The following is a 13,086-nucleotide window of genomic DNA, read 5'->3' as shown; positions in this document are numbered from 1 at the left end:
TTTTTGGCTAATAAAAAACAATAACTAAAAGTTAATTGTACTTATTTTGCAGGACAGATTGTTTTGAAAAACGTTATGTGTTACGATACCAAGTTTAAATTTTAATGAAAAGTTTTAGAGCCGATTACGTTTTTCCTGTTTATGCCGATCCGATTAAAAATGGTATAGTCACTGTTGATGATCAGGGTAAGATCATCGCTGTTACCGATAGTAACAAGCCTCCCAGCGGGCATGTGCAACAAGTAAGCGGAGTTATTTGCCCCGGATTTATTAATACGCATTGCCACACCGAACTTTCTCATTTAAAAGATAAAGTAAAGCCCAAAGGCGGCCTGGTAAATTTTATAAAAGACGTTCAATCTTTACGCAGTACCGATCAGCAGGAGGTTCTTGATGCCATAGCTAAAGCTGATCAGGAAATGTATGATAACGGCATTGTGGCCGTTGGTGATATCTCCAACACTAATAACAGTGTTGCGATGAAAAAACAAAGCAAATTATACTATCATACCTTTGTTGAAACTTTTGGTTTTTTGCCCGAAAAGGCTGCTGAAGTTTTTGAAAAAGCGCTGGCCCTGCTCAATGAATTTAAGCCCGGCTCATGTTCTATAACCCCGCATGCACCATATTCGGTATCAAAGGAGTTATTTAAGCTGATTAAAAAGCACAGCGATACCAACGATGAAAACCTGCTCAGTATCCATAACCAGGAGTGTGAGGATGAGAACAAATTTTACCGGTATAAGCTTGGTGCTTTTTTAGAGTTGTACGAGCATTTTGGTATGGACATATCCTATTTCAAGCCACAGGCCCGTAACTCTGTACAATCTATTATCCCGCTGCTCTCTAACAAACAAAAGGTTTTGCTGGTACATAATACCTGTACCAACCTGAAAGATATTTATTTCATAAAACGATTTGACAGGAAGATAAACTGGTGTTTTTGCCCTAATGCCAATCTTTATATTGAGGGGCGTTTACCTAAAATTGATCTTTTTGTTGACCAGGGTTTTAATATTACCCTTGGTACTGATAGCCTTGCATCAAACAGCAAATTATGTTTACTGAGCGAGATGCGAGCTATTCAACAAAAGTTCCCTTCCATAAGCTTACCGCGCCTGGTTGAATGGGGTACCCGCAATGGAGCCGAATACCTGGGTATCGACGATGAAAAAGGCACGCTTGAAGCAGGCAAAACCCCGGGCCTGAACCTGATCAGCGGCCTTGATGGGTTTAAGATCACACCCGAAACCAAAGTAAAGAAACTAATATAATTGACACTAATTTTCACAAATTAGATCGAATTACACGAATAACGTCAAGGAAACATTCGTGTAATTCGATTAAATTATAAGTAATCTATACAAGGATTCGTGCAGATATCATCCTTTACTCACCGGCACAACTAAATGGATAGTAACCTCGGGCGGCGTGCCGCTTCTGTCGATGCCATACTTAGGAGGCAGTACTTTAAAATCGCCTTTAAACACGGCCTCGCTGCCTTTTTCGTCAAACGTAAAATGGATGGCTTCGGGATTGGTTTTGCCTTTCATGGTTAGCTTGCCGCTGGCAACGTAGCCGTTACCGCTTTTTGATACCGAGGTTGATTCAAATTTAATGGTTGGATAATCGTCGGCACCCAGGGCCGATTTTACGTGGCTGGTTTTAATAAAGAAACCGGTTGCTGCGGTTGTAACATCGATAGTTGCCGAAATTTTAGCTTGTTCGGGATGGTCTTTATCAAATGTTATATCGGCTTTTAAGCCGCTGAATGAACCGCTTACCCTGTGGCCTTCAAAAGTTACCTGGGCTTCATCGTCTTTCACTTTCCAGTTGCCCAAAATAGCGAAAGCCGAAAAGGTTGTAAGAGCAATGATCAGGGCAGAAAAAATGATTTTTTTCATAAAATAGATTTTTAGAGTTATATCAATCAAAATAAAATGCAATGCGTTTTGTAGTGATTACGCTTGTTAAGTAAAACGGGTTGCTTAGCCGGAAAAAAGTTAACTTTGCGGTATCTAATATCCAACAAAACTGATGATAAAACATCTTAATATTACAGTTAAAGGCAAAGTGCACGGCGTTTTTTACCGTAAATCAACAAAGGCCGTAGCTGATCAGCTTGGTGTACGGGGTTTTGTATTGAATGAGCCTAATGGTGATGTTTACATCGAAGCTGAAGCTGATGAAACCTTTCTTGATATGTTTTTAGAATGGTGTAATGAGGGCCCTGAACATGCCGAAGTAAATGCCGTTGAAAGCCATGAAGGCGAATTGAAAAACTATCGTAATTTTGAGGTTGTTAAAAGGCGTTTGTAACTAAATACAAACCCATTAAATCGAATATCTCCATTGTCTACTATAAAAAAATTCGCCGGGCAAACTGCTATATATGGTTTAAGTACTATCATTTCCCGGATGATTTACTTTGTTTTAACTCCAATTTATACCCGTACCCTGCCGGTAAATGCTAACGGCGTTTTTACATCGGTATATGGAAGTGCTTCTATCATTAATGCCATTTTGGCTTTTGGTATGGAAACTACCTATTTCAGGTACCTGCAAAAACGTTCAGATAACAAACAGCAGGTTTATAATAATGCGTTTGGTGTTGTTATAATGGTATCAGTAATATTCCTGGTTTTTTGTGTACTATTTCTAAATCCTATTGTCAATTACATGCAGGCCGGCGTCACTAAAGATCATGCCGACTATACTTTTTACGTAAAGTGCTTCCTCGTAATTTTAGTGCTTGATGCTTTTTGCGTAATTCCTTTTGCCCGTATCAGGGCAGAAGGCCGCCCCATAAAATACGCCATTATCAAATGCTCAAACATCGGCCTTGTAATGATGCTCAATTTGTTTTTTCTGTTCGGCGTTCCGTTTATAATAAATCACCATTTGCCATCCGCAGCATGGATGGCAGGTTGGTACAGGCCCAATTGGGTAGGATATGTATTTTTAGCTAACGCAATAGCAAGCGGGCTTACCATATTATTGCTGTTGCCCGAGATATTGCAAATGAAGCTGAAGTTTGACGGTGCCATGTTAAGCGAAATGTTTGCATACAGTTGGCCTATATTGATAGCCAATATATCATTCATCATCAATGAGTCATTAGATAAGGTGATGCTGAAGCAAATGCTGCCCCAAAGTATCGCCGATACGCATGTGGGCATTTATGGCACCTGCGCCAAGATTGCATTATTTCTGAGTATTTTTGTGCAGGCCTTCAGGTTAGGCGCCGAACCGTTTTTCTTCAGCCATGCAAAAAACAAAAACTCGGGCGAAACTTATGCCCGCATCATGACGTACTTTGTAATTATGGTGGCCGTTATATGTGTAGCACTTATTGCCAATGTTGATATACTGGCTACTGTTATAGTAGGAAAGGAAACGCATGAGGTGAAACATCATATAGTTTACAATCCGTTTTGGCAGGGCCTTGGCGTTGTACCGCCCTTGTTGTTCGGTTACCTGAGCCTTGGTATTTATATGAATCTTTCGGTGTGGTATAAATTGTCTGACCAAACCCGGTATGGCTTATATATATCTGGTATAGGAGCGGTATTAACCGTTATTTTAAACTGGCTGCTTATTCCTAAATACAGCTATATGGCTTCGGCGTGGATCTCGTTCGCGGCCTATGCTACCATGATGGTGCTCTCGTACCTGTGGGGGCAAAAAAATTACCCCATCCCGTATAACTTAAAAAAGAACCTTGCGTATATAATTGTCTCGGTATTGTTTGTTTTTCTGTCGTTCTCGGTATTTAAACGTAATATTTTTGTTGGTAACGGGCTTTTACTTTTATTTGCGGCCGGGGCGTATTACTTTGAACGCAAGGAGTTAAAAGCTATATTTAAACGATGATCATCCGCATAATTAACAAATCAAAAAATAGTTTACCGGCTTATGAAACTGCTCATGCGGCAGGCATGGACCTGCGTGCCGATGTAGAAACCACGGTAGTGCTTAAACCAATGGAACGTAAACTCATTCCAACAGGTTTATATATTGAATTGCCCGAGGGTTTCGAAGCGCAAATCCGCCCGCGAAGCGGCCTGGCATTTAAGCATGGTATCGGTATTGTTAATTCGCCGGGCACTATTGATGCCGATTATCGCGGAGAGATCAAGGTATTACTAATCAATTTCTCGACAGAAGATTTTGAGGTCAATACCGGCGACAGGATAGCCCAGATGGTAGTTGCCAAACACGAGCGTGTTAACTGGGAGCAGGTAGAAGTACTGAACGAAACCCAAAGGGGCGAAGGCGGCTACGGACACACAGGGAAGTAATTAGAGTCGGGACTATAAGAGTCAGGAAGCAAGAAAGAAATATAGTCAAGACCATTAGAGTCAGGGAACAAGAAGAATGAAGATTGGTAAAAGCAATATTAAATTAGAAAGTACACGGAAAACACACCTGTTTTCTGCGCCTTTTCTTGCATCTTTATTCTTGCCTCTTGCCATCTTGCCTCTAAATTCTCAGGCTCAGCATAAAAAGAACGGCGATAATAAAACACAGGCATCGGCAGGTAAGGTGATGAGTTATCAGGACAGCGCTATGGTTAAGCAGCTTTTCTTTTCGGCCCTGCGCGAAAAAACAGTTGAGAACTATAAGCTTGCCACCGAAATGTTTGAGCGCGTTTTACAGGCCGACCCTGCAAATGATGCTTCCTTATATGAACTGGCCAACCTTAAAAGGCAGCAAAATGATTTTGCAGCTTCTGAGCCTCTTTTAGAGCAGGCTGTAGCAATAAATAAGGATAACGAATGGTATTGGGCGGCATTGGCCGATAGCTATGAAAAAACCAATACCATTGATAAGCTTGAAAATGTTTTTAACCAGCTGATCAGGCTTAACCCGGATAAATCAGCATATTATTTTGACAAGGCCAATGCTTTTACCATCCTGAAAAGGTACGATGATGCCCTTAAGGTATATGATGAGATTGAAAAATTGAACGGCCCGAGTGATGATCTTTTAGCCAATCGTCAAAAAATCTATTTAAAGCAGGGAAAAATTGATCAGGCCACTTCCGAACTGGAAAAGCAGATAGCCGCTAATCCCGGAGAGATCCGTTACTACCTGGCCCTTGGCGAAGTTTACAACTCGAACGGATTTGCCGATAAGGCGCTTAAAGTATTGCAGCAAGCCGAAAAGCTTGATCCGCGAAATGGTATGGTGCACTTCGCGCTGGCCGATATCTATCGCGATAAAAAGAATAACGAAGCCAGCTTTAACGAGCTTACCCAGGGATTTGCCATTCCGGAAATCGGCATCGATCAAAAAATTAATATTATATCGGGATACTTTCCTAAGTTTCCGGAGGCCAATGCTAAAGCCAGCGCGCTTGAATTAAGCCGGATCCTGACCGTTGCCCATCCTAACGACGCCAGGGCTTATGCTATTTACGGCGATATGCTGATCCAGAATACCAAATATAAAGAGGCAAAGCCAGTACTTAAAAAATCGGCCCAGCTTAATAACCAGGTGTACAATGTTCAGGAACAGGTGGTGCGCCTGGATTTAGGCGACAATGACCTTGATGCCGCTATTAAAGATGGTGAAAACGCATTGTCATTATTTCCGAACCAGGCCTGGATGAACTATCTTGTTGGTGTGGCCTGGGCACAAAAAAAGGATAACAATAAAGCGGTTGGTTATCTTAAAAATGCTACTTCATTAGAACTTCAGGATAAGGAGCTACTTTCGTTAAGTTTTTCATTATTGGGCGATTGCTATCATGAGTTGAAGAATATTAAAAGCTCTGATGAAAGTTATGAGAAAGCTTTAACCTACAATCCGGATAACGCATTTACTTTAAACAATTATGCTTATTATTTATCGTTAAGGAATGAGCAGCTGGAAAAGGCGGCAGCAATGTCGGCACATTCCAACGAGCTGCAGCCTAATACGGCATCGTTTGAAGATACTTATGCCTGGATCCTGTTTAAACAAAAAAAATATACCCAGGCAAAAGAATGGATGGAGAAGGCCCTCACGCATGATAAAGACAATAGCGGGGTTAAGTATGAACATTATGGCGATATATTGTTTTTCCTTGGGAATACTGATGCTGCCGTAACTAACTGGAAAAAGGCGAAAGGCTTTGGTGAGCAGTCACCTGTTTTAGATCGTAAGATAAATGAAAAAAAATATAGCGAATAGTTTACTTATAGCTTGCTGCCTGCTGGTAATGCTAAGCTGTAAAGCGCGTAAACAAGTTTTGGTTACCCGTAAGGCAGATTCGACCGCAAGGACGAGTGATATTGCCGGCAAACTGGCTGCCATAAGGGCAAACCAGGTAAATTTTACAACATTTGCGGGCAAGGCAAAAACCAAGCTTAGCATCAATAATAACAGCAATGATGTTACCCTGAATATCAGGATAGCAAAAGATAAAAGGATTTGGGTTTCTATTACAGCAGTATTGGGAATTGAAGCGGCCCGCGCCGTGATAACCCCCGACAGTATTATGATCATTAACCGCTTGCAAAACGTTTACATTAAAAAGCCATTCAGCTATATATATACTTACGCCAGCAAAGAGGTTAATTATAAAACGCTCGAGTCGTTGCTGATTGGCAACGCGGTACCCGAACTGCTGAACGAACAGTCGACCTTTGACCATGCCGATGGCAACACAACATTAAGCGGCACCCTGAACGATCTGGTTTACAAGCTGATACTCGGTCCGGATAATAAGGTTACGCAAACCAATTTAGATAACCAGCGCCAGGCGCAATCATTACAGGTTACCAATAATACCTTTATCGAAGCGACAAACCGGGTATTGCCGGCACAAATAGATATCGCATCAGTAGTAAAAGATAAAAAAATACAAGTTAATTTGCATTATACTAAGGCCGATTTTGAAGTACAGCAAAACTATCCGTTCAGCATTCCTGACGGGTACGAGCCTGGCAAATAATTAATATGTTTATTTGATGAAGTTTATAAAAGCAGTTTTCTTTTTATTATTGGTACTGGCAGCAGTTAATGTACACGCACAAAGCAGTGACGAACTGAAACGTCGTAAAGCACAGCTGAATAAAGAGCTTGAACAATTAAATGAAGATTACAATGAAACTTTAAACAATAAAAAGGCTTCATTAAAGCAGCTAAGCATACTAAAGGCACAGATAAACCTGCGGCAGGAAAAAATTGAAAATATCAACTCTGAAGTAAGATTATTGGATAACCAAATCTCTGAGAGTAATAATAACGTACGTAGCTTACAGTCGCAGTTAGATCAGCTTAAAAAGGAGTACGCAGCCATGATCCTGTTTGCATACCGCAACCAGAGCGCCTATAATAAGATGATGTTCCTTTTTGCATCAAAAGACTTTAACCAGGCCTATAAACGTTTAAAATATTTACAGCAGTTTGGTACCTACCGCGAGCGACAGGCAAACTATATTCAGGGTACACAAAAAGAGCTGCATGTTAAAATTAATGAGCTTGACCGTACCAAGAATGAAAAAAATGATCTTTTAAAAGATCAGCAAAAGGAAAAAGAAACACTGGGTAATGAACGTAATAACCAGGTTAAGGTGGTAAGCGATCTGTCGCAGCATGAAGGGATCCTGAAAAAACAACAGAAGGACCTGCAAGCTAAGATCGTTAAAACAACCCGTGCCATTAATGAGGCTATCCGCAGGGAAATTGAGGAAGCCAGGCGCAGGGCTGCTGAAGAAGAAAGACGCAGGGCTGAAGAAGCCGCAAGACTGGCCGCAGCCAAAGCAAAGGCCGAAAATAAGCCAGCGCCTGTTGCACCAGCTCCGGCTAAGCCGGCTGCCGCGCGCAGTACATCAAGTGTATTGAACGCCACGCCCGAGGCCGCTAAGCTGTCAAATGACTTTTTAGGTAACCGCGGAAGTTTGCCATGGCCGGTTGCTAATGGTATCCCAACCCAGGGCTTTGGTATTTATACCACACCCGAAGGGATCAGGAGTGAAAGTAACGGCTGGGATATCCGCACCAATTCGGGTAGCGCGGTAAGAGCGGTATTTGATGGAACCGTTGTAAAAGTAATGGATGTGAGCGGTACCTACCTGGTGGTTATAGTTCATGGAGAGTATTTTACTGCATACAGTAATTTGCGTTCGGTTAGTGTGGCAAGAGGCCAAAAAGTAAGTACTAAACAATCCATAGGTGTGGTGGCAACAGATCCGTCGACAGGTGAAACTGAAGCCCATTTTGAAATTTATAAGGGAGCAACGCCGGTTAACCCCAAGATCTGGCTGGCGCCTAACTAATTAGTTATGAACTATAAGAAATTTTAATTGTATATATTTGTATCCTTAAACAGAATGCTATGTTAAGTTCAGTTTTGTTATTTTTAAATATTGGTACGGGCGAGATGGTACTGATACTTTTTGCAGCATTGATGCTATTTGGCGGCGAAAAGCTGCCCGGCCTGGCAAGGAGCCTGGGTAAAGGTATCCGCGACTTTAAAGATGCCTCTGAAGATGTTAAACGTGAGATCAATAACCAGATCAATAATTACGAGGAAAAGAAACCTGCACCTAAAGTAGAAGAAGAAAAACCTCTTTTAGATGAAAAAGCTTCAGAAGCTCCGGAAACTGCAGCTGAGCACGAAAAGCCGGTTGTTGAAAATACTGTTCCAAATACAATCGCTATCAGTGATTATCATGTAAATACCCCGGCCGAGCCGGAACACCAAAGTCATATCAATTTAGATAAGACCATTACCGGCAGTCATTTGGATACCGAAAAAGAAGAAGAATACAAATCATAATATAATATTAATCATACATAAAACTTAAAATCATGGGTGGATTAGGCGCACCAGAAATTATTCTGATCATCATTGCGATACTTTTATTATTCGGCGGTAAAAAAATACCTGAATTAATGAGAGGCTTAGGGAAAGGCGTTAAGGAATTTAAAGACGCGCAAAACAGCGACGGCTCAGCTTCTTCATCTGAAGAAAAAAAAGCTTAATACCCTAACAGGGATTAGGTTTTAATGCCATTTTTATTGAGCATATGAACTTATCTGTTGATTTATTTCTTATTTCAACGGATAAGTTTTTTATTTTAGCCCCATGGCTAATATTTATTCCTCTTTAACCGAAATAAAGAGCGGGTTGCAACGTGCAGAAATTACTGTTGAAGGTCTTGTAAAAGGCTATTTGCTTGAAATTGAAAAAAATGCTCATTTAAATGCTTTTAATGAAGTGTTTACTGATGAAGCGCTGATTGCTGCAAAAAACGTTGACAACAAAATAAAGAATGGAGCCGCCGGCAAATTAGCCGGTATGGTTATCGGCATTAAAGATAATATCTGCTATAAAGGGCACCAGGTTAGTGCCTCCTCAAAAATCTTAACCGGTTTCACTTCCATCTTTTCATCAACCGTGGTTGAACGCCTGCTGGCAGAAGACGCGGTGATCATTGGGCGCTGTAACTGCGATGAATTTGCTATGGGCGCCACTAACGAATCATCATACTTTGGCCCGGTAAAAAATCATGCCGATGAAACTAAAGTTGCAGGCGGGTCGTCGGGTGGTTCGGCTGTGGCCGTACAAGCAGGGATGTGCCATGCCGCTTTAGGTACGGATACGGGTGGTTCGGTAAGGCAACCAGCTTCATTTTGCGGTGTTGTAGGTTTAAAGCCAACATACGGAACAATTTCAAGGCATGGTATTATCGCTTATGCTTCATCGTTTGACCAGGTTGGTCCTATCACTAAATCGGTAGAAGATGCTGCGTTATTGCTGGAAGTACTCGCAGGTCCGGATGAATATGACAGTACGTTGTCACAAACTCCGCCGCCTGCATCATATACTAATCTTCAAAAGCCGGGAAAAAAGAAGATAGCTTACCTGCAGGAAGCCATATCAAGCCCTGGTGTTGACACCGAAGTAAAAGACAACCTTGTACAATACATCGATAAGCTGCGTGCCGATGGGCACACAGTTACCCCGATAGCTTTTGAATTGTTGGATTATCTGGTGCCAACCTATTATATCCTGGCCATGGCCGAAGCATCATCAAACCTGGCAAGGTACGATGGTGTGCATTACGGTTATCGCAGTCCGCTGGCTACAGATTTACAGTCTACTTATAAACGTTCCCGTTCTGAGGGTTTTGGTAAGGAAGTAAAGCGCCGTATTATGCTGGGCACTTTTGTTTTGAGCGCGGGTTATTACGATGCCTACTATGCAAAAGCACAAAAAGTACGCAGGTTGATACAGGAAAAAACTAACCAGATACTGGAAGAGTATGATTTTATATTGGTACCTACGGCACCCGAACCGGCCTTTAACATAGGTAAGGAAGAGAAAGATCCGGTTGTAATGTATCTTTCTGACATATTTACCGTACAAGCCTCACTAACCGGTGTGCCGGCCATATCAATACCTACGGGCAATAACAGCAACGGTTTGCCGTTAGGTTTACAGTTATTAACAAAGCACTTTGGCGAACAGCAACTGTTAGATTTTGCCAAATATTTTCTCGATCTGTAATAAAAATGATATTTTAGTAAAATGCTGATGCTTTGGGCATTATAAATTAATCAAATCCCTGAATAAATGAAGAGATTATTTACGCTGACCATTTGCCTCTTATCACTCCAAATTTTACAAGCCGAAACAAACACAACCAATTCGGTAAAGTCAATTAAGCAAATAAACCGGGTAACCAAATTTAACCCCGATATTGTAAACACCGACACTACTATTTTACCGGTGCTTAACCAGTCGTTGCCGGTAAGTACATACGGCGGTTTGTACAAGCGCAGGTTAGATTCCATTCGTAAGGATATCCAGCTTGATTATAATGAATATGTACAGGCTTATATCGACCTGTATATGCATAACCGCGATGAAATGGGCCAGGTGGCAGGCTTAACCAAATATTACTTCCCTATATACGAAAAGGCTTTCCGCGAAGCCGGGATCCCCGAAGAAATAAAATTCCTGTCGATTGTGGAATCGAAACTTGATCCAAACGCGGTATCAAGGGTAGGGGCCACAGGTCTTTGGCAGTTTATGGGTACCACGGCAAAAACTTATGGCTTAAACATGGATAACTATGTTGATGAACGCCGTGACCCTATCCAGTCGAGCTATGCCGCGGCTGCCTATCTGAAGGATGCCTACCAGGAATTTGGCGACTGGCTACTGGCCATTGCCTCCTATAATTGCGGTAAAAGCAATGTGGAACGCGCTGTTGAAAAGGCCGGTGGTGTAACCGATTTTTGGAGCATCCGCCAGTACCTGCCTGTTGAAACCCGTGGCTATGTGCCTGCTTTCATTGCCATGAATTATGTGATGCATTATTTTAATAAACATAACATTGTTGCACAAGCCTGCAATTTCTCTACGCGTACCGATACGGTGATGGTAAAAAGGGTAGTGCCGTTAAGTAATGTTGCCCAGGCGCTTGATGTGAGTTTAAGAGAGATTACGATCCTTAACCCATCGTACAGGATGGCGGTAGTTAACGGAAGTCCTAAAACACCGCGCAGGCTTATTATTCCTCAAACTGCAAAAGATCATTATGCTGCATTATATAATGTATTAAATGGCGTTGATGCGCCTGTGCAACCAACACCTGCAAGGCCGGCTGCCACGTATGCCGCTGTTCAATACAGCCCTGCAAAAGCCGAACGCAGAATGCCCACACATCATAAAGTAAAAAGAGGCGAAACGCTTGCCTCAATTGCGGATATGTTTGGTTGTGAAGTGTCTGACCTTAAAGTTTGGAACCATCTAAAGACTAATAAAGCACCAATAGGGGCGATGTTAAAAGTATCGGCAGGGGAAGTTGCTGCCAACGTACAGGATGACGGCCAGTATTCAAAGAATTAATTTTTTTAGTCCGAAAGTCTGATATACGCAAGTATTTTTAATCGGAAAGTCCGAAGTCCGGGAGTCCGAAAGTTGAGATTCAGCTTTCGGACTTGTCTTTTACTATTGTAAATTCTTCAATCGCCGCCCGGTTAACGGCTACAGTGGTACAGCGACCGCAAACAAAGTACTTTTAGCGGATTGTTAGTGTAACCCCTGTTTTTATTATATATCTTATTATCAAGATTTTATATTGACAAATTGCGAAAAGTGTTAACCCTGTTAACCCCCCTCGCCGCCGCTCGCATCATGGCGAGTGGTAACTATCAAGCGGCCTCTGGCCGCCGGGGCAAAGTAACTTAGCTGTTATGTCCCATCAGGGTGTCTCGCAGATTTAAGTTCATCCACAAGATTACTTGTCGTTTAAACAGCAAGTCGTCGTGTTTTGCCCCTCTGGGGCAAAGGGTATTCTATAACTTTACGAGCTACAAACCTTTTGCACCTCTGGTGCATCCGTCCTTGGGCAATTAATACATGTTTATTAAATTGTAAAAGTCCCCCAGAGGGGGAACAGGTTTGTAGAAATAACGTCACACCCTTACCCGAACCCCAGAGGGGTTCAACTTATCAAGATTAACCAATTTGACTATTGATTTTATGGGGAAACTTAAACTCGCCGAGGCCCCTGATGTATATGTAACGTAATTCCAAAAACCAAAAAAGCTTCGTAGATTTATTTCAACTAACCACTCATTAACATGGAAAAGCCAAAGGAAAATATTGATGAATACATAGCCGGTTTCCCGGAGGATGTTCAACAAAAACTGCAATTGGTACGTGCCACCATCAGGGCTGCCGCGCCCGATGCCGAAGAAGCTATTAAATACGCCATTCCAACATTTATTCTTAACGGTAACCTGGTACACTTCGGCGGTTTTAAAAATCACATCGGTTTTTATCCGGCACCGCAGGGTTTGGAAGAATTTAAAGAAGAGCTTTCGGGCTATAAAGGGGCAAAAGGTTCGGTTCAGTTTCCGCTTGATGAGCCTATGCCCCTCGATCTGATCACCAAAATTGTAAAGTTTAGGGTTCAGAAAAATTTGGAGAAGGCAAAGAAGAAAAAATAGAACATTGCCAAATCCGTTCTTTTAAACACATCTTATCAAAACTTTAACCGTATTTTATCCTCTTTTTAACATAATCGCAAAAAGGGGCTTTTTTATGTTTGTTCCATAAAAAGAATTGTAATTTTGGGC

At 41.8% G+C, this 13,086-nt stretch carries 13 protein-coding genes; 12 read left to right on the top strand and 1 reads right to left on the bottom strand.

Features of this window, described 5'->3' with window-relative positions:
* Positions 1-104 precede the first annotated feature (104 nt).
* Positions 105-1,274 carry an amidohydrolase family protein gene (locus tag DIU38_RS21335; RefSeq protein ID WP_091174594.1) on the top strand — a complete coding sequence of 390 codons (1,170 nt, stop codon included), beginning with the start codon at positions 105-107 and terminating at the stop codon, positions 1,272-1,274.
* A 108-nt stretch (positions 1,275-1,382) separates the two neighbouring features.
* Here the strand turns inward: DIU38_RS21335 and DIU38_RS21330 are convergent, their stop codons facing one another.
* Positions 1,383-1,904, bottom strand: coding sequence for a YceI family protein (locus DIU38_RS21330; protein WP_091174596.1), 522 nt, complete (start codon positions 1,902-1,904; stop codon positions 1,383-1,385).
* Positions 1,905-2,040: 136 nt separating this feature from the next.
* Between DIU38_RS21330 and DIU38_RS21325 the strand changes: the two genes are divergently transcribed.
* The 11 genes from DIU38_RS21325 to DIU38_RS21275 all read left to right on the top strand — a co-directional run bounded on the left by DIU38_RS21325 (position 2,041) and on the right by DIU38_RS21275 (position 12,957).
* Positions 2,041-2,319 carry an acylphosphatase gene (locus DIU38_RS21325; protein WP_112651556.1) on the top strand — a complete coding sequence of 93 codons (279 nt, stop codon included), beginning with the start codon at positions 2,041-2,043 and terminating at the stop codon, positions 2,317-2,319.
* A gap of 33 nt (positions 2,320-2,352) precedes the next feature.
* Complete coding sequence (locus DIU38_RS21320) at positions 2,353-3,873, top strand: oligosaccharide flippase family protein (RefSeq protein ID WP_112651472.1); 1,521 nt, start codon at positions 2,353-2,355, stop codon at positions 3,871-3,873.
* Positions 3,870-4,301 (top strand): dUTP diphosphatase, encoded by a 432-nt coding sequence (gene dut, locus DIU38_RS21315; RefSeq protein WP_090534327.1) that lies wholly within the window; start codon positions 3,870-3,872, stop codon positions 4,299-4,301. The genes DIU38_RS21320 and dut overlap by 4 nt, the downstream gene beginning before the upstream one ends.
* A 175-nt stretch (positions 4,302-4,476) precedes the next feature.
* Positions 4,477-6,177 (top strand): tetratricopeptide repeat protein, encoded by a 1,701-nt coding sequence (locus tag DIU38_RS21310; protein ID WP_167516242.1) that lies wholly within the window; start codon positions 4,477-4,479, stop codon positions 6,175-6,177.
* Positions 6,155-6,940, top strand: a complete 786-nt coding sequence (locus tag DIU38_RS21305) for a DUF4292 domain-containing protein (protein WP_112651468.1) — start codon at positions 6,155-6,157, stop codon at positions 6,938-6,940. The genes DIU38_RS21310 and DIU38_RS21305 overlap by 23 nt, the downstream gene beginning before the upstream one ends.
* Before the next feature lie 16 nt (positions 6,941-6,956).
* Entirely contained in the window at positions 6,957-8,267 is a 1,311-nt protein-coding gene (locus DIU38_RS21300; protein WP_112651466.1) for a murein hydrolase activator EnvC family protein, read from the top strand.
* Positions 8,268-8,326: 59 nt separating this feature from the next.
* Positions 8,327-8,770, top strand: a complete 444-nt coding sequence (locus tag DIU38_RS21295; protein WP_112651464.1) for a Sec-independent protein translocase subunit TatA/TatB — start codon at positions 8,327-8,329, stop codon at positions 8,768-8,770.
* A 32-nt stretch (positions 8,771-8,802) separates the two neighbouring features.
* Entirely contained in the window at positions 8,803-8,976 is a 174-nt protein-coding gene (locus tag DIU38_RS21290) for a Sec-independent protein translocase subunit TatA/TatB (protein WP_112651462.1), read from the top strand.
* 103 nt (positions 8,977-9,079) lie between these two features.
* Positions 9,080-10,504 carry an Asp-tRNA(Asn)/Glu-tRNA(Gln) amidotransferase subunit GatA gene (gene gatA, locus DIU38_RS21285; RefSeq protein ID WP_112651460.1) on the top strand — a complete coding sequence of 475 codons (1,425 nt, stop codon included), beginning with the start codon at positions 9,080-9,082 and terminating at the stop codon, positions 10,502-10,504.
* A 66-nt stretch (positions 10,505-10,570) separates the two neighbouring features.
* Positions 10,571-11,851 (top strand): lytic transglycosylase domain-containing protein, encoded by a 1,281-nt coding sequence (locus DIU38_RS21280; protein WP_112651458.1) that lies wholly within the window; start codon positions 10,571-10,573, stop codon positions 11,849-11,851.
* Positions 11,852-12,588: 737 nt separating this feature from the next.
* A complete protein-coding gene (locus DIU38_RS21275) occupies positions 12,589-12,957 on the top strand; it encodes an iron chaperone (RefSeq protein WP_112651456.1) in 369 nt (122 codons plus the stop codon).
* Positions 12,958-13,086 lie beyond the last annotated feature (129 nt).

The organism is Mucilaginibacter metallidurans (assembly GCF_003286435.2).
GTDB classification, from domain to species: Bacteria; Bacteroidota; Bacteroidia; order Sphingobacteriales; family Sphingobacteriaceae; genus Mucilaginibacter; species Mucilaginibacter gossypii.
Note: the sequence above shows the minus strand (reverse complement) of the source record. Positions and strands in the feature narration are given on the sequence as shown.

Coding starts and splice junctions, on each gene's coding strand:
- dut (WP_090534327.1), top strand. CDS start 3,870: ATGATCATCCGCATAATTAACAAATCAAAAAATAGTTTACCGGCTTAT.
- gatA (WP_112651460.1), top strand. CDS start 9,080: ATGGCTAATATTTATTCCTCTTTAACCGAAATAAAGAGCGGGTTGCAA.
- DIU38_RS21275 (WP_112651456.1), top strand. CDS start 12,589: ATGGAAAAGCCAAAGGAAAATATTGATGAATACATAGCCGGTTTCCCG.
- DIU38_RS21290 (WP_112651462.1), top strand. CDS start 8,803: ATGGGTGGATTAGGCGCACCAGAAATTATTCTGATCATCATTGCGATA.
- DIU38_RS21305 (WP_112651468.1), top strand. CDS start 6,155: ATGAAAAAAAATATAGCGAATAGTTTACTTATAGCTTGCTGCCTGCTG.
- DIU38_RS21280 (WP_112651458.1), top strand. CDS start 10,571: ATGAAGAGATTATTTACGCTGACCATTTGCCTCTTATCACTCCAAATT.
- DIU38_RS21335 (WP_091174594.1), top strand. CDS start 105: ATGAAAAGTTTTAGAGCCGATTACGTTTTTCCTGTTTATGCCGATCCG.
- DIU38_RS21295 (WP_112651464.1), top strand. CDS start 8,327: ATGTTAAGTTCAGTTTTGTTATTTTTAAATATTGGTACGGGCGAGATG.
- DIU38_RS21300 (WP_112651466.1), top strand. CDS start 6,957: ATGAAGTTTATAAAAGCAGTTTTCTTTTTATTATTGGTACTGGCAGCA.
- DIU38_RS21330 (WP_091174596.1), bottom strand. CDS start 1,904: ATGAAAAAAATCATTTTTTCTGCCCTGATCATTGCTCTTACAACCTTT.